At 65.7% G+C, this 20,967-nt stretch carries 15 protein-coding genes and 2 tRNA genes; 9 read left to right on the top strand and 8 right to left on the bottom strand.

Translation table 11 applies throughout. From position 1 onward, the window contains the following. Window positions 1-38 precede the first annotated feature (38 nt). From CKW39_RS11450 to CKW39_RS11435, 4 genes are read right to left on the bottom strand one after another with little or no spacing between them, the layout of a single operon-like run. Complete coding sequence (locus CKW39_RS11450; protein WP_095798241.1) at window positions 39-2,843, bottom strand: GNAT family N-acetyltransferase; 2,805 nt, start codon at window positions 2,841-2,843, stop codon at window positions 39-41. Next, window positions 2,840-4,663 carry an IucA/IucC family siderophore biosynthesis protein gene (locus CKW39_RS11445; protein WP_095798240.1) on the bottom strand — a complete coding sequence of 608 codons (1,824 nt, stop codon included), beginning with the start codon at window positions 4,661-4,663 and terminating at the stop codon, window positions 2,840-2,842. The genes CKW39_RS11450 and CKW39_RS11445 overlap by 4 nt, the downstream gene beginning before the upstream one ends. 36 nt (window positions 4,664-4,699) lie before the next feature. After that, window positions 4,700-6,706: a GNAT family N-acetyltransferase gene (locus CKW39_RS11440; protein ID WP_095798239.1), complete on the bottom strand. Its 2,007-nt coding sequence runs from the start codon at window positions 6,704-6,706 to the stop codon at window positions 4,700-4,702. After that, window positions 6,703-8,172: a pyridoxal-dependent decarboxylase gene (locus CKW39_RS11435; RefSeq protein ID WP_095798238.1), complete on the bottom strand. Its 1,470-nt coding sequence runs from the start codon at window positions 8,170-8,172 to the stop codon at window positions 6,703-6,705. Before CKW39_RS11435 ends, CKW39_RS11440 begins: the two co-directional genes overlap by 4 nt. A gap of 130 nt (window positions 8,173-8,302) precedes the next feature. Here CKW39_RS11435 and CKW39_RS11430 point away from each other — a divergent pair, with 130 nt between their 5' ends. Further along, the gene (locus CKW39_RS11430) at window positions 8,303-9,088 is read left to right on the top strand and encodes a siderophore-interacting protein (RefSeq protein ID WP_095798237.1); all 786 of its coding nucleotides are present in this window, start codon (window positions 8,303-8,305) and stop codon (window positions 9,086-9,088) included. Continuing rightward, window positions 9,085-10,341, top strand: a complete 1,257-nt coding sequence (locus CKW39_RS11425; RefSeq protein ID WP_095798236.1) for an MFS transporter — start codon at window positions 9,085-9,087, stop codon at window positions 10,339-10,341. Before CKW39_RS11430 ends, CKW39_RS11425 begins: the two co-directional genes overlap by 4 nt. 75 nt (window positions 10,342-10,416) lie before the next feature. On the opposite strand, the gene CKW39_RS11420 is transcribed toward CKW39_RS11425, so the two are convergent. Further along, window positions 10,417-11,313, bottom strand: a complete 897-nt coding sequence (locus tag CKW39_RS11420; protein WP_095798316.1) for an acyl-CoA thioesterase II — start codon at window positions 11,311-11,313, stop codon at window positions 10,417-10,419. Window positions 11,314-11,356: 43 nt separating this feature from the next. Between CKW39_RS11420 and CKW39_RS11415 the strand changes: the two genes are divergently transcribed. Together CKW39_RS11415 and CKW39_RS11410 are read left to right on the top strand one after the other, a co-directional pair. Beyond that, the gene (locus CKW39_RS11415) at window positions 11,357-11,824 is read left to right on the top strand and encodes a thioesterase family protein (RefSeq protein WP_095798235.1); all 468 of its coding nucleotides are present in this window, start codon (window positions 11,357-11,359) and stop codon (window positions 11,822-11,824) included. Next, window positions 11,821-12,534: a hypothetical protein gene (locus tag CKW39_RS11410; RefSeq protein ID WP_095798234.1), complete on the top strand. Its 714-nt coding sequence runs from the start codon at window positions 11,821-11,823 to the stop codon at window positions 12,532-12,534. The genes CKW39_RS11415 and CKW39_RS11410 overlap by 4 nt, the downstream gene beginning before the upstream one ends. 81 nt (window positions 12,535-12,615) lie before the next feature. On the opposite strand, the gene CKW39_RS11405 is transcribed toward CKW39_RS11410, so the two are convergent. Both CKW39_RS11405 and pepN read right to left on the bottom strand, forming a co-directional pair. Beyond that, window positions 12,616-13,047 (bottom strand): globin, encoded by a 432-nt coding sequence (locus tag CKW39_RS11405; protein ID WP_095798315.1) that lies wholly within the window; start codon window positions 13,045-13,047, stop codon window positions 12,616-12,618. A gap of 101 nt (window positions 13,048-13,148) precedes the next feature. After that, on the bottom strand, window positions 13,149-15,725 hold the full coding sequence (gene pepN / locus CKW39_RS11400; protein WP_095798233.1) for an aminopeptidase N: 2,577 nt from the start codon (window positions 15,723-15,725) through the stop codon (window positions 13,149-13,151). Window positions 15,726-15,953: 228 nt separating this feature from the next. Between pepN and CKW39_RS11395 the strand changes: the two genes are divergently transcribed. Together CKW39_RS11395 and CKW39_RS11390 are read left to right on the top strand one after the other, a co-directional pair. Continuing rightward, a complete protein-coding gene (locus CKW39_RS11395) occupies window positions 15,954-16,466 on the top strand; it encodes a ribose-5-phosphate isomerase (RefSeq protein WP_095798232.1) in 513 nt (170 codons plus the stop codon). A gap of 2 nt (window positions 16,467-16,468) precedes the next feature. Next, window positions 16,469-17,392 (top strand): Fpg/Nei family DNA glycosylase, encoded by a 924-nt coding sequence (locus CKW39_RS11390; protein ID WP_095798231.1) that lies wholly within the window; start codon window positions 16,469-16,471, stop codon window positions 17,390-17,392. A gap of 858 nt (window positions 17,393-18,250) precedes the next feature. On the opposite strand, the gene CKW39_RS11385 is transcribed toward CKW39_RS11390, so the two are convergent. Then, a tRNA-Gly gene (locus tag CKW39_RS11385) sits at window positions 18,251-18,321 on the bottom strand. Window positions 18,322-18,502: 181 nt separating this feature from the next. Here CKW39_RS11385 and CKW39_RS11380 point away from each other — a divergent pair. From CKW39_RS11380 to CKW39_RS11370, 3 genes are all read left to right on the top strand, one after another. Further along, window positions 18,503-18,575, top strand: a tRNA-Pro gene (locus CKW39_RS11380). Between the two features lie 109 nt (window positions 18,576-18,684). Next, the gene (gene tig / locus CKW39_RS11375) at window positions 18,685-20,031 is read left to right on the top strand and encodes a trigger factor (RefSeq protein WP_095798230.1); all 1,347 of its coding nucleotides are present in this window, start codon (window positions 18,685-18,687) and stop codon (window positions 20,029-20,031) included. Window positions 20,032-20,321: 290 nt separating this feature from the next. Beyond that, entirely contained in the window at window positions 20,322-20,924 is a 603-nt protein-coding gene (locus CKW39_RS11370) for an ATP-dependent Clp protease proteolytic subunit (RefSeq protein ID WP_095798314.1), read from the top strand. Window positions 20,925-20,967 lie beyond the last annotated feature (43 nt).

Genomic DNA, 20,967 nt, shown 5'->3' with positions numbered 1-20,967 from the left:
AAAGGTGCCGGGGCGGCGTCGTCGTTCTCGCGGGTGTTCTAGGGCAGCGTGAAGAACGCGAGCCGCCCGGTCTTGTGGGGAAGGTCGATGACCGGGCCGAGGGTGAATCCGATGGCCTGCAGTCGCGCGAGCGCGAGGTCGTTGGACGCATCGGGTTCCGCCACGATCCGGCGCGTGCGGCCCTGCTTGATGATTTCGCATTGGATCAGTGCGCTGATCGCGTCGGTCATGCCGGGGACCCGGTTCCGGACCGGCGCCAGGAGCACGTGAATTCCCAGATCTCCCGGCTCCACCGTGTAGAACGCGCCGGTGATGTCAGCGTGCGGTTCGTAGGTCTGGAACAGTCCGAGCGGTCGTTGGTTGAGTTCGATGAGCCACGCGTGGTGCGTGGTCGTGGTGGAAAGGAACGCGTAGAGGTCGCGGACCTGCTCGAACGTGAGATCGTTCATGCCCCAGAACCGGGCACGTTCCTCCTGGACCCATGAGTAGATCAATTCGCAGTCCCGGGCGGCATCCACCGGGCGCAGCGAGAGGTGACCGCTCACCACATCGTTCACATCCTGGGCGGAACCGACCACGGGCACGAAGGGCCGCCCCACCGCCGCGAGACCGTCCGACAGCCTTCCGAGGCCCAGAGGCGCATCGGTCGGCTCAAGTCCGCCGGCGGGAACCCAGGGAAGGGCGTGGTCCATTTCGCCCGCGGCCCAGCGAAGTACCGGCGCGGACCCGAGTGAGCCACGATCCACGGGGTCCGGTGTGATCCACCACGACGCCGCCGGGTCGGCCAGATCCCACAACACCCTGGCCGCCGGGACACGGGCACACGCCGGACCCCAGCCGGGGATGGTTCCCGCGGACAGTAGACAATCGGTATCTCCACCGACCGGAACAGCAGTGAAGGGTGGAAGGTCCGGGTGGGCGCGGTGGGGTGCGAAGGCGTGCAAAAGACCCCAACTCGGCTGGTTCTCAACCGAGCGACTACCGGCGGCGTCCATTGCTTCGGGGTGTTCGGCCGCCACACTGTCCAAGGCCCTGACGGCCGCGACTCGCGGATCAAAGCCAACCCGTTGACCGCGCACCACGATGCTCTCCAGCGCCAGTCCCACCCGAGCCACCGGGTCGAGGAACGGTTGCCACAGGGCGGGTAGTCGGCTGGAGGCAAGCAGCGGTGTGAGGACCTCCGAGGCGGCCAGTTCCCGGGCGAAGGCATCACGCCACCGAGCAAACAGCGCCGCGACTTCGGAATCGGCGGACATGTCGCCGTCCCAGGCCAATAACCAGTCGCGGAGAGTCTTCGCGACAGGTCCGCGGTCTCCCAAAAGCTGCGCCAACAGCCCCGGCCAAGTGCCCAGGTGGGTGTCCACTTGCGCGGCCAGCAGATCCTCATGGCTCACGACGCCACGCTCCGCAATGGCTTGCTCGAGCAGCTGGGTTGCCCGTCGCGCTCGGTGCGGGGGAGCGCAGCCGAGCCTCGCCGCGGACTCATGCTCATCGGCCGGCCGCTGATTGGCCCTGACCATGACGTGGTCGAGATGCTCGCCACGAGAGCCACGAGAGCCACGAGAGCCACAAGAGCCACGAGAGCCACGTGCATGAGTGGCCCCGGACGGCTCCCGGGATCCAACGGAACCAAAGGCACCCACAGGCGCGGCGGCGTCGTCGTTGCACGGCGCAGGCAGGTAGCTGCCCGCGACCGTGTGTAGGCACGCGCCGGTGCGGTCGGCGGTGATCACATCGTTGACGGGGACCACCCAGCCCTGCCACGCGGCCGCAACGTCCGCCACGGATATCGCGCCCAATAGTTCCCGACATGCAGAAACGGCTCGTTCGGGCGCGCACGGTACAGCCGGGCGAACTACGAGAACCCGGGCGCACTCGCCCTCGGCAAGCGCGAGAAGCCGTTGCTCGGCGCCGGCGTCCCCGGGGAGCACAAACCCGCCCGAGCACCGGCGCACCCAGCGCGTCTGGGTGCCGCAATGCGCTGACCTCAGATCGACGGCGCGCTCATCCAAAGACTCGCCGGTATCCACCGCGACGAGCCCGTCGGTACGGCGTTGCACCGTCACCTCACACAGGGTTTCGGTGGTGGTCATGGCCGCGGTGATCGCCCAGGCGGCGGACTCGGTGCGTCCGAAATGCGGCACGCCGGGCAGTCCCACGAGCGCCAGGCCACGGACCCGCAGACCGGGAGCCGAGAAACACACGGGCTGGTACGGTCCGGATTCCTCGACCACGCGGTGGGGATCCGCGGCGATCAACGGCGCTCCTGACACCGAGAGGTCCGCGGGCACGAGCCATGCATTGGAACCGGAACCGCGTGGAGTTTCCGCATCGAGCACGGCCACCCACTCGTCACCCAGCGTGGTTCGTACCCGGTGCCGCCATACCTGCTCCGGCAGTGAACCGGACAGCAGATGCGCATCAAGGTGCACGGCCAGAGGCGTCCACGGCTGCCACGGTCGCGGTTCCAGATCGGCCAACCCGAGCTCCAGCGCTTCCGGGCACTCGGCCCATGCGGACCCGATCGAGCCGTTGACCCCGTCCGCGTAGGCCGCGAGAAATTGCTGGTCCTCCGTGCCAGCGGCCTTCCACCACCGCAGTGCCGTGAGCTCGATCTCCATGGCCAGGGACAGGTGATCGGCGTCCACCTGATCGGGGCCCAACAGTTCCGCCGATCGCCCTTCCGCCCGACGCCGCAGTACCTCCAGCTGCCACGGCCGATCCACCGCTGTGATCGCCCCGTGGCCCGTGGCCAAGCTCTTGAGGTCCGAACCTTGGACGTGGGGCACACCGGCCGGGTCGCGGAACACCCGCCACCCGGCTCCTGACAGTTCTGGTGTCATGGGGTGCCACCCACTCGGGCCGTCCGGTAGCGCGCCAAGGGGTTCTCCAAACGACCCGCGAGGGCCAATGACCCGGCCGGATCCGTGAGGTCCACCATGTGCTGCGGATTGCGAAGCTGCAACCGGTTGAGGCACGAATGCACAAAGCGGTCTCGGAACAAGTCCAGCTCACGCCAGTGGCCGGGAAAACGATCGCGGTGCTCATCCAGGACCTCTGCGGCCAGTGACCAGAACTCGGCTTCTGGCAGCAGCCCGTGGCCATCCAGGAGCACGGCCAGGTGACGCAACACGCCGTCGACGACGTCCGTATGAATGGACAACTCGCGCGTCTCGGGCGGAACCACCGTGCGAATCCGCTCAAGCTCCTCGGGCACCGGGCGGTCACTGAGCACGGCGAGTTCCTCGCCCAGGTCCTTCCAGAACACTCCGACCGGGAATCCGTTGCGTAGCCGCAGAATCACGTTCTCGCCGTGTGGCATGAGCGCTATGTCGTGGGCCAGCAGCAGGTGCGAGACCGGCACGAGGTACACGTTCAGGAGGGCTCGAACCCAGTCGTGAGCGGTGGCCCCCGAACGCTCGATCCAGGCCCCGATCAACGTGCCACCGAACGGATCGGTGTGCAGCACCCCGGCCAGGCTGGCCGCGTGTTCGTCGATGCGCAGCAGCGAAATCGTCGATTCCCGCCACAGCGCCGCGAGCTGTTTCGTGTGATCGGAAGAGACTCCCGATCGGTGATGCGCATCCCCGGTCCACCCGACCGACGATCGTTCTCGCAGCACCCGGATCCCGGATTCCATCAGAAACGGGTCCGAGGTCACGGTCTGGTGCAGCCAGTCGCTGATCGCGGGCATGGTGCGCATGTACGCAGGGGAGAGCCCGCGCAAAAACCCCATGCTGTGCACGCCCAGCGCGGTCTTGGCGTAGTCCCGAGAGGGGTCGTCCACGTCCAGGAACGTGCGCAACGATTGCTGGGCCCGCCAGCCGTGCGCGCTCGGACCGGCCAGGATCAGGTCGTGCCGCAGTACGTCGGGAAGCATTCCCGGCAGGATGCGATGTTCCCACTGCCACGGGTGCACGGGGATCGGCGTGTACTCACGGGGATTTTCACCCGCGGCGCGCACCGCGCGGTCGACCTGTTCCTGTTCGGTCGGCAGCAGGTGCAGATCGAGGTGTTCGCGCTCGGTCAGTTCGCTCGACAGGGACACGGTGCACAAGGATTTACGAGCCGCGAGCCACACGAGCCGCGTGGGGTTTGCAGCCTCTGGGGACCACGCCTCCTGTTCGTTCGCGCCCATGCCCACGCGCCCGGAACTGGCGACGAAACCTGGGTGTCCCCGGTCCAGGTACCGCTCCACCTCGGCCAGCGGGCTATGAGCCAGTTCCCACGACGACGGCGCCCGGCCGGCCCGTCGGCGGGCCATCGTGAGCATGGTGGCCGAGAGATCCTCCAGGTACAGCGGAAGAACGGCGTCCGCGATACCCAGCGTGCTGCGCAGGTCCAGGATGGCCTGCTGCGGGTCCCGGTTCTCACCGGCGGGCAGCCGCCGAATCGATTCCGGTTCAACCTCCCAGTGGTTCAGGGGATGTCGAGTTGCCCGGAACCACCACCGGATGCGCCCACTGTCATCGCTGACGGACCAGCCGTCGCCATCGGGTTGGGGGCTGAGCATGCGTTCGTGGGTGAATTCGGAGAACAATTTGGCCAGCACGGCTCGGTGCAGAGCGTCCGTTGCCGCAGCGGTGAGTTCCGGCGGGGCCGTGGGCGTGACCCACGGATCGACAGGTGACGTAATGCTGTCGGTTGTGTGATCGAAAGTCATGAGAATCCTTGGTGTGTCGAGGTCAGTACGACGGGTTCAGATCGATGAGTCCAGGACGGCGGGCCGCTGCTCGGCGGGTTCCCATCGCGTGGTGTTCGCTCCGCCGACGTCGCGCCAAGAGTTTTGGGACGCAAGCGGCCGTTCCAGCACGGACAGACACGCTGTCTTGTCCGGGAGGACCACGTGCTCCAGCTCCCGGAATCCTGCTTTGCGGTTGACCGCTCGCACCGCGTGATTGTGTACATCGGGTTCCACGAGCACTCGCTGAACCACCGGGTCCGCCCACAGCAGGTCCAGGGCGGCGGCCATGACCGCGCCGGTCGTGCCACTCACCGGTTCGGAGGTGGGTGCCAGGAACAGGTGCAGTCCGGCGTCTCCGTCGCGCACGGGGAACACCTCAGTCAACGGACTGCATGCCGGGTCGTAGGTTTCTACGAGCGCCAACGGGTGACCATTTTCGTGGACCAACCACGCTGTTTCCGAGGGGGCTTCGGCCATGCGGCGATACTCGGTGGCCACTGCTTGCTGCGATGCGTCCACCAGGTGCCACGCGGCCGCGCGCGGCTGGCTCAACCAGTCATGCAGCACCGGAAGGTCACGGTCGACGGCCACATGCCGGAACTCGAAGCGCCGCCCCTGGCACTCGGTCGTGAACCGAATATCGTCACCATTACCGACGGCACCGGGCGCCCCGTCCAGACACGGCACTGGTCGCGCTTGGGGGAGCCTCCCGAAGCTCTGGAAGGTGGTGCGCTCCTCGGTTCTGTACTGCTTCGAGCCAACGATGCGATTGAGGATGTGGGCGTTGCGCAGCGGTCCCATTCCCAGGTCGGGAGCGGTGAGAGCGTGAGTGTGTTCACCGTGGTTGAGCACGTGCACGGTGCCGTCCGCGCTGGCGCGGTGGTAGCGGTCCGGCGAAATGCGACCTGCAGAATCCAGGAACAGCTGGTCCCGCGCCTCTTCCAGCCACGGCAGTGAGGACGGGGCGTACCCGGTGCCGGCCACCACGGCGTCCGTGATCGTCTCCCGCTCGTGGCCGTTCTCGGTGTTCCGCCAGGACAGCAGCACTCTGCCATCGTGGGATTGTGACCGGGTCAGTTCCGTGGCGGCGAGCAACCGAACCGGAGCGTGCGAACCGGAGTTACGGCGCACGTACAACGCCTCGTGCAACTCACTGATGGTCTCGTCGGAAATGCCCCGGTGCAGTTGTGGTTGGCAGGCATTGACACGATCGCGCGTCTGCTCCGGCAGGGCGCGGAAATGATCCAGGTACTCGGGCGAGGTGAGTTCCAAGCTCAGCTTGGAGTACTCCATGGGGAAGAAACGCGGAGACCGAGTGATCCAGTCGACCGCGGGTCCGTCCTCGGTGTTGAGAAGGTCCAGCACGACCTCCGCCGCCGACTGACCGGAACCCACGACGGTCACGTGGTTCTCGGCGGCCAGGCGCTCGCGATGGGTCAGGTACTCGCCGGCGTGCACGGCAGCCCGGCCGACGCCGTCGAGCTGAGGAGGCACCGTGGCACTGGTTCCGGTGCCGATCACCAGGTGACGGGTCCACCACGTGGTGGGCCCGTCCGGCCCATCAGAAGTCACTCGCCACGGGTCCCCGGTGGCAGATCGGGTGACGGCCACGACGTTCTGGCCCCAGTGCAGTCCGCGCACGTTATGGGCGGCCCAGCGGCAGTAGTCGTTGTACTCGCGGCGCAATGGGTAGAAGGATTCGCGCACGTAGAACGGGTAGAGCTTGCCCGTCTCCTTGAGCCAGGCCAAGAACGAGAACCGCGAAGTGGGGTCCGCCATGGTGACCAGGTCGGCAAGGAACGGAACCTGCAGGGTCGCTCGGTCGAAGAGCAGACCGGGGTGCCAGTTGAATTCTGGTGCCCGGTCCAGGAACGCGACCGACAGGTTGTCGAGTGGGTCCGCGAGACACGCGAGACCCAGGCCGAACGGCCCGATACCAACGCACAGAATATCGAGCGGTTCGTCTTCCGCTCCGTGAGTCGTCGCAGTCGGTGTGGCGGGAGAACAATGCTGCGAAGTCATACCGCGGCCTCCCGGTAGGTGGCGGAGGGTGCGAGCAGGGATTGGCCGGCGCGGTGGATGAGTGTCATGACGCTCATGACGTCCGCATGGGTTGCCTCAGGATTGAGCAGCGTGATCTTCAGGCACGGGCGGCCCTCGATCACGGTTTCGGCAATCGTGGCGTGGCCCGATTCCCACACCCGGCGCCTGATCGCGCGGACCAGGTCGTCCGGCGGGGTGCCGTCCGATGGGAGCCAGCGGAACAACACGGTGCTCAATGAAGGACGGCACACGAGTTCGAAGCGCGGGTCTTGTTCCAAGGTGTCCGCGACCTGCTGGGCCAACTCGATGACCTGATCGAGCATGTCCCCGATCACCTCGGCACCCAGAGTGCGCAGGGTGAGCCAGATCTTGAGCGCGTCGAAGCGGCGCGTGGTCTGCAGCGAACGGTCCACCTGATTGGGCTCGGGGGTGTCCGCGGGGTTGAGATATGCCGCGTGGTGGGTGCAGTGCCGCAGCGTACGGCCCTCCCGAACCATCACCACCGAGCAGCTCACCGGTTGGAACCACGTCTTGTGGAAGTCGATGGTCACCGAATCCGCGTGCTGGATGCCCGCGAGCTTTCCGCGATGACGGGTACTGGCGAGCAACCCTCCGCCGTAGGCCCCGTCCACGTGCAACCACACCTTGTGGGTGCGGCACAGCGCGGCAATCTCATCGAGCGGATCCACCACACCGCGGTCCGTGGTACCGGCCGTGGCGACCACGGCCAGCGCAGTGAGACCTTGCTGTTCGAGACCGTTGACCAACTCGTTCAGCGCGGCAACGCACATGCGGCCGTCCGCGTCGACGGGAACGGTGACCACGGCGTCGTCGTCGAGACCCAGGATGCGCGCGGCCGTGACCACCGAGAAATGACTCTCGGCGCTCGCCAGGATCCGCAGCCGGGCCGCGCGGACGGGGCGGGGAGCCGCTCCGGGAATCCGCCCGCTCGCCTCCAGCGATTCGTCCCGGGCCAGCATGAGCGCCTGCAAATTGGACGTGGTGCCGCCGGGGGTGAACATTCCGTCCGCCTCGCGGGGGAATCCGATCTGCTCTGCGGTCCACGCCAGAATTTTTCGTTCGATCAACGTTGCTCCCTTGGACTGGTCCCACGTATCCATCGAGGTGTTGACGGTCGCGGCCAGTGCGTCGGCAGCGACGGCCGGAAGGGCCACGGGACAGTTCAGGTGGGCGATGGTTTGGGGGTGGTGGAACCACACGGCGTGCTGCAACCACAACCGGTCGATCTCGTCGATGGCGGAATCCAAATCGCGCAGGTGTTCGTTGAGGTCAACCCGGTCGAACATGCTGCGCAGCTGGTCATGGTCGGCCGGACTGTGGGGGATGTCGGCTGCGGCCAACCGGGCGGCGCCGGCGGCGGTGGCCGTGGTGACGGCCCGCATGAGGTGAGGGACGGTTGAGCCATTCAGCAACGGTGAGCTCATGAAGGTGCGTCTTCCCGTAGGGGTCAAAAACATGAATTAGGGCATACGACTATGCTCTAATATCGAATAGGTTAGGCTAACCTAACATTGCTTGTGTGATCCGTCGAACACGAACTAAAGGAGTCCACGAATGCCCGAATGGGAGCATTTGGTGATTCGAGCCCTGGGCTCAACGGAGACGGAACTGACCGTCCTGCGCCGCCGTCACGTCAGTCCCACTTACGTCCGGATCCAGGTGGCCGACGGTGGCTTACTCACCCGCTGGCCACCGTTTCCCTCCATGTGGCTGCGGTTGTGGTTCGACGACAACGGCCGCTCGCACCAACGGGCCTTCACGGTCGTGGACCCGGAACCGGCGGAGGGTAAATTCTGGCTCGAATTCGCGCTGCACGAGGGTGTGGCCTCGGACTGGGCCCGAACGTGCGTGGCCGGTGACACCATCGGCGCGTCCTTGCTCGGCAGTGCGCCACCGTGGGAACTGAAGAAGCGCGCTCGACGTCGCGCGGCGCCGTCGTCCACCGCGGCCGCTCCGGCCATGACGCTGGACGCACCGTGGCCGGGACGCACGATCATCGTGGGTGACCCCGCGAGCCTGCCGGCGGTCAATTCCATGCTCGAACACCTGGGCGACCAATCGGCCGAGGTGTGGCTCGAACACCTGGATCCCAGGGATCACTTGCTGCCCGTGACCAGCGGCCCGCAGCACCGGGTGCGCTGGGTACACCGGGACGACAACGGTCCCGGAATTGCGGAAGCTCTCACCGAACACTGGGATCAGGAGCCTCCCACGGAACGGGACCGCGTGTGGATCGCGGTCGAGGCGGCCGCGAACCGGCAGCTGACGTCGACTCTGCGAACCCGCTTCGAGCTCCCCAAGAACAATGTTTGCGCTACCGCCTATTGGAGGCACGCATGAGCACAGCTCTCTCGGGTGACCGCACGGCACCCGCTTCGACCGCGCACCGGAGTTTTTGGATCCTGCTGTGGGCCCTGTACACGACCCAGTTCATCGGGGCGTCGTTCCTGTCCACCGGATTGACGGGCATCCTGCGCGACGGGGGAGCGGACCTCTCGACGCTCGGCTTGTTACAACTGCTCGGACTGGTCTGGCCCCTCAAATTCCTCTGGGCTCCGCTGCTGGACCGCTGGTCACCGCGCACGGCGTCCGGTCACTACCGCACGTGGTTACTGATCCTGCAGTCGCTCATGGTGTTGAGCCTGCTGGGGCTCGCCCTGGTCGCCGATCCGGTGCAGGGCCTGGGCACCGTGGTGATTCTGGCCGGTGCCTTCGTGCTGTTCTCCGCCACCCAGGACATTGCCGCGGACGCGCTGTCCGTGCGGGGGCTGGATTCGGCCCAGCACAACAAGGGTGCGGGCATTCAAGTTGCCGCCAGTTATCTGGGAACCCTTGTGGGCGGTGGCCTTGCGCTGCTCGTGTACGACCTGTGGGGATGGCGCGCGGCAGTCCTGACCCTCGTATTCTTCACCGCGTTGGCCCTGGCCACGGTGGCGCGCTATGTGGAGCCGCCGCGCGCACCGAGGTCCAGCTCGCGGATCACGTTCAAGGACATGTTCGGTGTCCTGTCCCAGCCGGGCGCGCGCACCTGGGCTCTCGTGGCCGTTCCCCTGATCGCCCTGGGGTCCGGTGCACTGTGGTCCCTGGTCACTCCCGCGCTCGTGGATGCGGGCTGGTCGCTGACCCGGATCGGTGTGGTCACCTCGGTCGTGGCCTCGGTGCCCGCGCTGGCCGCGGCCCTTGCGGGCGGGCGCATGTGCCGCCGCTGGGGTAGGGCCACAACCATGCTCCTGGGTGCGGGTATCCAGCTCATCGGCGGACTCAGTTTCATCCCGGTCATCACCACACTGTGGCCCGTGGGCGGTGGGTTGGAACTGGCCTTCGGCGTACTGGGAACCTCGTGCGTTCTGGCCGGCTACACGATCATGAACACGGGTATCTATGCGGTCAATCTCGGCCTGGCGCGCACCGAGAATCCCGGCGGTGACTTCACGTTGCTGACCTCCATCAGCATGCTCGGTGGCACCGTGGGCGCGTGGGCTGGGCTCACCATCGCGGCCTACAGCAACTACGGGGTCGCCCTCGCGGTCGGTCTGGCCTGCGCCGGCCTGGGGATCGCGGTGAGTCGCCGCGGCGTGCGGCTCGCACGCTGAACACACATTTCCTGCCCGGCACCAACGCCGACGGCGCCCGCTCACGCGAGCGGGCGCCGTCGTCGTGTGTGGTTGCTACTCCGAGTGGAACTCGGGAAGGCGCATCATGCCTTCCTGGGCGGTCGTGGCGATCAGCAAGCCGTCCTGGGTGAACATGCGTCCCACGCCCAGCCCGCGAGCCGAGGACGCACTGGGGGAGGCCTGGACGTAGAGGATCCATTCGTCCGCGCGGGCGTCACGGTGCCACCACATCGCGTGGTCCAGGGACGCCACGTTGAGGCCGGGTTCGACCCAGGACTTGCCGTGACGGCGCAGCACGGGTTCGAGCATCGTGTAGTCCGAGGCGTAGGCCAGGGCCGCGCGATGGATGTTGGGATCGTCGGGCAAGGGCGCGAGAGCCTTGATCCACACCGCGTTGTACGCCTCGTTGGTGCCGCGCCACGGCAGGAACAGCGGCTCGGTCACGTAACGCATGTCGAAGGGCCGCTCGAACGCGGTGGCCCGGGCCTCCGGAAGGTCGATGCTGCCCAGCAGGTCGCGCAGCGTGGGCAGCGTCTCCGGATCCGGCACGTTGAGCGGCATCTCGTCCTGGTGGTCCAGGCCGCCGGAGGTGGCCTGGAACGACGCAATCATGGACAGGATCGTCTTACCGTCCTGATACGCGTGGATTCGGCGAGCGGAGAACGAACGCCCGTCGCGAACCCGCTCCACACCAAAGGTGATCGGGAAGTTCACGTCCCCGGGGCGCAGAAAGTACGCGTGCATCGAGTGGATCGCGCGGTCCTCGGGAACCGTGCGGATCGCCGCCATCGCGGCCTGGGCCAGCACCTGCCCGCCATAGACACGGTTACGCATGCTGGTGATCGTCTGACCGACGAAAATGTCCTCGAGGGTTCTTGCCCCTCCACCGTCCGCCAGGTCCAACATCTGGAGCAGGGCTTTCACGGGTTCCTTCTGGGGATCAACACTCATGGCCACCACTCTAGTGCTGACGCTGATGTGATCTGATGGGGACATGACTTCCATAACCATCCCCATTCAAATGCGTTTCTCGGACATGGACGCCTACGGTCACATCAACAACGTGATCATGGTGCGTTTCTTCGAGGACGCCCGCGTGCGCTTGACCTCCTCACCGATCAAGGCGGATGCCGATCACGGCATCCCGGAGGACACTACGTTCCGTGAGTCGATCGGTGATATCCGCACCGTGGTGGTGCACCAGAACATCGACTACAAGGAACAGCTGTTCTACCGTCACGAACCTGTGTACGTCAGGACCTGGATCTCCAAGGTGGGCGGCTCATCCTTCACGATTTCTTACCGTTTGCAGGAAGAAGACGGCTCTTCTGTTTACGCGGAGGGTGAATCCGTGATGGTCTTAATGGACCCGGAGACGGGCAAAAGTCAGAAACTGTCGGAGGATCACAAGGCTCTCTTGGACGCCCTGGCAGATGAGGTCAAGGAGCTCGACGAACGATGACACACCCTGGGGGCGCTCAGACTCCCGGTATTTCACTGGCCGGACCCGCGGAAGCTTCCGATCTGGCCACCCTGCTGAGCCGTGCGCGCAGCCTTGACGCGAACGCCGCCGTGCGACTCCAAGGCTTCGGCCTTGCCCTGGCCACGTGGGTTCCGGTGATTTACCCCACCACCATTCTGGACCCTTCACCCGTGGTGCTCGGGCTGCGTGCCGTGTCTCTGGCTCATCCCACGGACCTCGACCTCACGGTTCCGGCATCGGCCATCCTCGACCGGTTGGCGCGCTTCTCGCTCTCCGATCCCGCGCTCAAGAGCGAACCGGTCCATATCAGTGCGCCGCCGCAGGAAGTCGCGGCGCCGTGGGCCGGGATGGTGGCCCCGCGCGGTGGCTGGACCAAGCGCGGTGTGGTCTCCGCCCATCACGTGCGCGATGTTGCGCGTGCCGGAATCCAGAAGGTCGCGGACGCCGTCCCCACCGATTCGGGGGCCGCGGTCGTGACCAAGGTGCGGTCCCAGATCTGGGGTGCCAGTTCCGGTTGGGGTCCCATGGAGGTCCCGGACATCCCGGACGGTGCCGCTTTCGGGTTGGACGTGCTCGGTTTCATTCCACCCTCGGAGTTCGAGGTGGCCGTGGCCGCCGAGGAATCCGGGCAGTGGCTCCGGCTCAGCACGGACGCAGGCCACGTGGTGGTCAAGAACGGTCAGCGCTGAATACTTTCGCGGACACAACAGCAGGGCCGGTGTACGTGCACCGGCCCTGCTGTTGTGGTCCGTTCAGCTAGCTCGACGCGCTCAGCCCGGTCGGTTCACCATGGCGTGAGCCGCGCGGTCGAAGTAGTCCCACATGATGCCGTCGTGCAGCGGGGACAACTCCAGCGTGTCCATCGCCGCGCGCATGTGCTTGAGCCACGTCTCGCGCGCCCACGTGTCGACCGGGAACGGCGCGTGCCGCATGCGCAGGCGGGGATGCCCCCGTTCCTCCGAGTAGGTTGTAGGCCCGCCCCAGTACTGCTCCAGGAACATCCGCAGGCGGCGCTCGGCCGGCCCCAGATCCTCCTCCGGGTACAGGGCCTTGAAATCCTCGTCCTCCGCCACGCGCAGGTAGAACTCGTGTGTGAGTTTTGCGAACGTTTCGTGCCCGCCCACCTGGGCGTAGAACGAGTCCGACGACGCCGCCTCGGCCGCCTCGCGCGCGTCGCCCACCTGCTGCGGGGGTTGCGTCATGGGCTCCGCCGCGGACCTCGAACCCACAGCGCCCAGGGTGAACGTGCGGCGACCTTCGGGCGGGCCGGCCTGGGGGTTCAGGTGAGGTTGTTCGGGTGTGCTCATGCGGTGGTGTTCTCCTGTCCTGCTGCGGCGGCGTCCACGGCCTGGGCCTCCACGGCGCGGCGGATGGCGTCTTGACGTTCCAGGACGATACGGCGCAGGCCGTTGTGCTGACCGGCCAACTGATCGAGGAAGCGCTGAGCGTCGTCGACGGTTGCCTGTGCGGCCAGGCGCGGGAACAGGCCGGCCGCGATCTGTTGGGACAACTCGTGCGTGCGGGTGATCCACACGTCGGTGACCGATTCGAAATACTTGTCCGCGTATGGAGCCACGAGTTCCTGATCATGCACACGGAAGAACCCCGCGATGGCCGCTTGTTGTTGCGAGTTGGGTAGCGAGCCGTCCACCACGATCTGCTGCCACGCGGCGGCCTTGGCCTCGGGCGTGGGGATCGCGGCGCGCGCGGTGGCCGCGGCAATCGCGCCGGTCTCCGTGTTGTCCTCAGCCAGGGCGGCGTCGATCTCGGTCTCACCGCGGCGACCTGCGGCCACCAGAGCGGTCAGCACGACCCAGCGGGTGTCGGTGTCCATGTCCACGCCGGAGGGGATGTTCTCGCCGCGGTCGAAGGCTTCGAGCTGATCGAACTGTGCCGCCGTGACGGCCCGGCGGGCGAAGGCACGGAAGAACTGCCACTGGTGATCCGAACCCGGGGCAGAGGCTTCGACCAGGTCCCAGATCGTGGCTGCGGCGGCGGCCCGGATCTCGTCCGCGTCCTTCGGAGCCAGGTAGTAGTCGAGCACGGTGTCGAGCTGACGGAGCTGAACTTGCACAGCGGTGGAATCCGTCTCGCGGCCGATGTTGGCCAACACCAACTGGACGTACGCGCGGGCGGGGGACACGCCGTCGTGCACGGCATCCCAGGCCGCACCCCACACGAGCGAGCGAGGCAGGGACTCTTCGAAGTCACCCAGGTGATTGGTCGCGGTGTCCTGCGAGCACTCGTCCAGGCGGATCTTGGCGTAGGCCAGATCGTCGTCGTTGAGCAGCACGAGGTCCGGGCGTTCGCGGCCCACGAGTTCGGGCACCTCGGTGCGCTCGCCGTCCACGTCCAGTTCCACACGGTGGGTGCGCACCAGACTGTTGGCGGCGTCGTCGTGATCGTAGAAGCCGACCGCCAAACGGTGCGGGCGCAGGGTGGGGTGGCCCTCCTGGCCGATCTGCTCGATCGCGAAGGAGGTAATCACACCGTCCTGGTCCGCCTCAACGTGCGGAATCAAGGTGTTGACGCCGGCCGTCTCGAGCCAGCGTTCGGTCCAGTCGGTGAGGTCGCGACCGCTCGCGGCCTCGAGCTCAACCATGAGGTCCGAGAGCTCGGTATTGGCCCACGCGTGCTTGCCGAAGTAGGCGTTGAGGCCGGCCATGAATTCTTCCTGACCCACCCACGCGACCAGCTGCTTGAGCACGGACGCGCCCTTGGCGTAGGTGATGCCGTCGAAGTTGACCAGCACGTCTTCGAGATCGCGGATCTCCGCCTTGATGGGGTGTGTGGTGGGCAACTGATCCTGCTCGTAACCCCAGGACTTCTCGCCGGCCACGAACGTGGTCCACGCGTTGGTGTACTTGGTGTTCTGGGCGCACGCGAGCGTGGACATGTATTCCGCGAAGGATTCGTTGAGCCACAGGTCGTTCCACCAGCGCATGGTCACCAGGTCGCCGAACCACATGTGGGCGAGCTCGTGGAGCACGGTGATCGCGCGGCGTTCCACGCGCGCCTGGGACGGCTTGGAGCGGAAGATGTACTGCTCCACGAACGTCACTGCGCCGGCATTCTCCATGGCACCGGCATTGAACTGCGGGACGAACAGTTGGTCGTACTTCTCGAACGGGTACGGCACACCGAACTGCGCCTCGAAGAACTCGAAGCCCTGCTTAGTGACTTCGAACATCTCGTCCGCGTCCACGAACTCGGACAGAGACTTGCGCGAGTACAGGCCCAGGTCAATGGTGCGGCCGTCTGACGAGGTCAGTGAATCGGTGATCGATTCGTACGGACCAGCGATCAACGCGGTGATGTAGCAGGACATCACGGGAGTGGGGGAGAACTCCCACCGTGCCACACCCTCGCGGACTGGTGTGGGCTCCGGGGTGGGCTGATTGGAAACCACGGCCCAGTGATCCGGGGCAGTCACGTCAAAGCGGAACGTGGCCTTCAGATCCGGCTGCTCGAATACAGGGAACATGCGGCGGGCATCGGCCACCTCGAACTGGGAGTAGAGGTACACCTCGCCGTCCACCGGGTCCACGAAGCGGTGCAGGCCCTCGCCGGTGTTCATGTAAAACATGCGAGATTCCACGACCAGCTCGTTGGCTTCCGCGAGATCGGGCAGCTGGATGCGCACGCCGTCACTGACCTCGGCGGGGTCCAGCTGCTTCCCGTTGAGCGTGACCGACTCGACGGACGCGGTGATCGCATCGATGAACGTGCTCGCCCCGGGAGTGGCCGAAAAGCGGACCGTGGTGCGGGCTGCGAATGTCTCCGGATTATCGGTGAGATCCAGGACCACTTCATAGGAATCGACCGAAACAGTCTCCGCCCGTTGGACGGCTTCTTCTCGGGTTAAATTGATTCCGGGCACGTGAGTGATCCTCTCCTCGACTGCTGGGGGTAGGCGCGCTCCTGGCGCGCGAGCATTTAGCCATTATGGCAGTCTGCGGCCAGGATCACACCGGAACTAGCTATGATCCCTCTGATCAGCGGGTTCTGGGGGCGCTCACGGTACGGTGGTGGATGTCAGATTGCCCTCCGCGGTCACCCGGGAAAACACCCGTTCGGTGCCGCACCTGATCCAGGAGAATCCCCGCTCATGCGCGTGCACATCGCCACCGACCACGCCGGTCTCGAACTGTCCCAGTACTTCATCGAGCAGTTGTCCGCCGCCGGTTACGACATGGTCGATCACGGTCCCGAAGAGTACGACGCCGCGGATGACTACCCCGCCTTCTGCATCCACGCCGCCCGCGCCGTGAAGGAAGACCGTGATCAGGGTCTGGATTCCCTGGGCATCGTGCTCGGCGGTTCCGGCAACGGCGAGCAGATGGCCGCCAACAAGGTCGAGGGCATTCGCGCGGCACTGGCCTGGAACCTGGACACCGCCAAGCTCGCCCGCGACCACAACAACGCGCAGGTCGTGGCCATCGGTGGTCGTCAGCACTCCAAGGAAGAAGCACTCGACATCGTCAAGGCCTTCCTCGCGGAGGAATTCACCGGTGAAGACCGTCACGAACGCCGCATCGCTCAGCTGGGCGAATACGAGACCACCGGTGACATCAAGGGCAAGCTCGACCAGGTCACCGCCCGCCCCGTCGCCCAGAACTGACCGTGCCCGAAGGTCATTCCATTCATCGACTGGCTCGCCAGCTCGACGACGTTTTCGCGGGACAGTCCCTGCGTGTCTCCAGCCCGCAGGGACGTTTCGCGCAGGGCGCGGCACAGCTCGACGGCCGTGTCCTCACGGGTTCCCGGGCGCACGGCAAGCACCTCTTCATGAGTTTTGCCGCGCCGTCCGACGCCGCCGACCTTCTCATTCTGCGCTCGCACCTCGGCATTTACGGTGCGTGGAGTTTCGCCGGCGACGAGACGTTTCAAGCGGCGTCGTCGATCGGTGCGCCCCGCAAGGTGGGGGAGCAGGAGGCCGGGTCCTCGGCCGAGACATCCGTCCAGCACGACGACGCCGGGCTGGTCGTTCCCGACGCCCCCGTCGGTGCCGTGCGCGCCCGGTTGGTGGGGGAACACGGGTGGGCCGATCTGCGCGGTCCTGCACTGTGCACCGTGGAAACTCCCGAGGAAGCCGTGGTCGCGGAGGCCAAGTTGGGTCCGGACCCGCTCGACCCCGAGGCGGACCCCGAGCCGTTCATCGCCAAGGCGGGGAAGAGCAAACGTCCCATCGCCGTGTTGCTCATGGAGCAGAACGTGGTGGCAGGGATCGGCAACATCTTTCGCGCGGAGTCTCTGTTCCGCCGCGGGGTTGATCCGTTCCTTCCGGGTGCCTCCCTGAGCCGCGAAGACCTCCTGGGATTGTGGGATGAAAATGTTGCCCTCATGAACATCGGTGCGCGAGTGGGTCGCATCATCACCACCGACCCCGTGGACCGCCCCGGCATCTCCGAGGCCGAAGCCTGGCCCCACCACGGCAATTACGTGTACCACCGTCACGGCCAACCGTGCCTGCACTGCGGCACCACGATTCTGCGGCAGGACCTCAACGGCCGCGCCCTTTACTGGTGCCCGGAGTGCCAGAAGTAGCGGATTCCCCGCATTCTGAGCGCCGACCGGCATCCTTTGTGTGGCGCTAGGGTCATCCTGAGCACCCCGAAAGTACTGGCTCCGCCTCTGGTGCGCCGGTAGAACTCTCCTGTGCACCCTGGAAGGTCGGGCTCCGCCTCCGGCGCGCCGGTAGAACCTTCCTGTGCACCTCAGGCGCAGTTAGAACCTTTCTCGGGCCCGCCGAGGGTTCTAACAACCCCTCACGTGTGCGCCGTGGTCCGAGTGCCACCTCAGAAGAGGAGTTTGGTTGGAGATGGGCCGCCCGATGTGGCGAGGTCCGGGGCAGGCGTCAGGCGAAGACGGCCAGGGGTGGTTTTTCGTGGGGCGCCCTAGCCCATGGCACCCGGTGACATTTGGGGCAGAGGATCGCGGCAAAACCCGCCCTCCAGGTGTTTGCCTCTACCCCTAATGTTCTGGCCCGCAGAACTCTGCCTCAGATATTGGCAGCTCGAGACGTAGGGGTGAGGGATACGCACTCGGAGGCCCCAACACGCGGTCTTGCGCGTGAATCACCTCGGCACCCCGACACTTCGCCCCCTCGACCGCCGACGACGCTGTCTCACGTTGGTTTCGGCGGGTCGCCGCACGTTCTGTGGGCCGGTAAAACCCGCGTGTGCACCTAGTGTTTCGTTGGAACCCTTTCTGGTCCCGCCAAGGGTTCTAACGACCCCTCACGCGTGCCCTGCGGTTCTAACGGCGCTTCATGTGCGGTGGCGAGAGTGCCCTTCCACGGTGGGGTTTTGTAGGCCAAAGGTGGGTGGCGCAGAGAGCAGAGACTGTTGCGGGAACGCACAGCGGCCCTGCACTGAATCAGTGCGGGGCCGCTGTGGATATCTGAGGGGGTGACGGGAATCGAACCCGCGTAGCCAGTTTGGAAGACTGGGGCTCTACCATTGAGCTACACCCCCGGGGACACCGAAAGATTACACGAGGCGTTCGGTGCTCGCCAATTGAGAGTCAATTCAGCGGCAGCACAGGCGGAATTTCAGCTCAGCGGCATATGGCACGCTAGACTTGCACGATGTTGGTGTGTCCAAGGTCTTTTCTACGCCCGCGGACGGACATCAATGCACGGATATACACCGACAACGGGGTGTAGCGCAGTGGCTAGCGCGCCTGCTTTGGGAGCAGGAGATCGCAGGTTCGAGTCCTGTCACCCCGACGTCTGAGCGCCAACCCGCCATCAAATGGCAGGGGAGCGCTCGTTGACCGACCGGGCCAAACCTGGCCCGTGAGAACTGTTCATCCACGACCCCAGGAGTACAACGGAAGTGAAGAGCGCCGTCGAGAAACTCAACCCCACCGAGGCGAAGATCACCGTTGAGATCCCTTACGCCGATCTCAAGCCGTTTGTCGCAGAGACGTACAAGCAGCTGGCCGATCAGATTCAGATCCCCGGATTCCGCAAGGGTAAGGTCCCCTCGAAGCTCATCGACCAGCGCGTTGGCTTCGACTTCGTGATCGAGAACGCCCTGAACGAGGGCCTCAATGACTTCTACCAGCAGGCACTCGCCGAGAACGAGCTGACCCCGCTGTCCCAGCCGCAGGTTGAGGTCCTGGCCAAACCGGAGTCCGACAACCGCGAAGCTGACACCAAGGTCGAGATCAACGTGGCCATCCGCCCCGAGATCGAGCTGCCCGACTACAAGGGCCTCAAGGTCGAGGTCGAGGCCCGTGAGGCAACGACCGAGGACGAGCAGAAGGCACTGGACGAGCTGCGTGCCCGTTTCGGCACCCTCAAGTCCGTGGACCGCCCCGCTGCCGAGGGTGACCACGTGACCCTGGACCTGCAGGCTCTGGTCGACGGCGAAGAGGTAGACGCCGCCAACGACCTGTCCTACGAGGTGGGCTCCGGAACCATGCTCGAGGGCATGGACGAGGCCGTCACCGGTCTCTCCGCAGACGAGGACGCCACCTTCGAGACCAAGTTGGCCGGCGGCGAGCACTCCGGTGCAGACGCCACCGTCAAGGTGAAGGTCACCGCCGTCAAGGAGCGCGAGCTGCCCGAGGCCGACGACGAGTTCGCTCAGTTGGCTTCCGAGTTCGACACCATTGACGAGCTCAAGGAAGACCTCAAGAAGCAGGCTTCCGAGTCCGCCGTGGTCGAACAGGGCATCGAGGCCCGTGACAAGGTCCTGGACAAGCTCGTTGAGCTCATCGAGGTCCCGGTTCCCGAAAAGGTCATCGAGGACCAACTGTCACAGCACTTCGATTCGCCGGAGGCCCAGGCTTCCGCCGAGCCCGATCACGACACCGAAGAGCACCGCGCCGAGGTTCGCGCGAACGCCGAGACCGCTTTCCGCAACGAGATCATCCTCGATGCCGTGGCCGAGGCCGAAGAGGTCGGCGTGGAGCAGTCCGAGCTGATCGACTACATCATCAACATGTCCCAGCAGTACGGCATGGATCCCAACCAGTTCGCTCAGATGCTGGACGGTTCCGGCCAGGCCGGCATGATGGTGGGCGAGGTTCGCCGCCGTAAGGCTCTCGCCAAGGTTCTCGAGTACGCGACGGTCACCGACTCCAAGGGCAACGAGGTGGACCTGTCCGCTTTCGTCGGCTCCGACGACGAGGACGAGGCTGCCACCGAAGAAGCAGTCGAGACCGAAGCCAAGTAAGCATCCGTGAGCCCGCTATTCGCGGGCACACAGTGGCTCAGAACGACGCCGCAGGGGGCCTTCCACGCGAAGGTTGCCTGCGGCGTCGTCGTGCGTCGTGGACCATGCGCCAGCAGCGAACAATGGGCCTGAGCCCGCGAAACGGCGCGGGTACGGCACTACGCTGCTGAGACAGAAAGTGTTCATGGGTTGCTGTGCGCCCGGCGCGCGCAACCCCGCCCAGAAGAAAGAGGCATTCCATGACCTCCACTCCCATCCAGCCGTACGGTGCCGCACCGGTCACTCCGCGCATGGAGGACGGGGCGCCCAACGGCCAGGACGATTACGTCTACAACCGTTTGCTCAAGGAACGCATCATCTGGCTCGGTTCCGAGGTGCGTGACACCAACGCCAACCTGATCTGCTCGCAGATGCTGTTGCTCTCCGCGGAGGATCCCGAGGCGGACATCTTCCTGTATATCAACTCCCCGGGTGGCTCCGTGACTGCGGGCATGGCCATTTACGACACCATGCAGTTGATCCCCAATGACGTAGTCACCGTGGCCACCGGTCTGGCAGCCTCCATGGGCCAGTTCCTGCTGTCCTCCGGCACCAAGGGCAAGCGCTACGCGACCCCGAACGCCCGCATCCTCATGCACCAGCCCTCCGGCGGCATGGGCGGCACCGCATCCGACATCCGCGTGCAGGCCGAACTCATCCTGTCCATGAAGAAGCGCCTGGCCGAGCTCACGGCCGAGCAGACCGGCCAGGACCTCGAAACCATTCTTCGCGACAACGACCGCGACAACTGGTTCGACGCCGAGCGCGCCCTGGAATACGGATTCTTCGACCACATCGCGCAGTCCGCCGGCAACGTGACCGGTGGCGGCGGAACCATGCGGGAATCCAAGTAACCAGCCGTAGCTGTCACGAACCACTTCAAGAATTTCAGGACGG

The sequence above is a fragment of the Kocuria sp. WRN011 genome, assembly GCF_002295155.1.
Classification (GTDB): domain Bacteria; phylum Actinomycetota; class Actinomycetes; order Actinomycetales; family Micrococcaceae; genus Kocuria; species Kocuria carniphila.
Note: the sequence above shows the minus strand (reverse complement) of the source record. Positions and strands in the feature narration are given on the sequence as shown.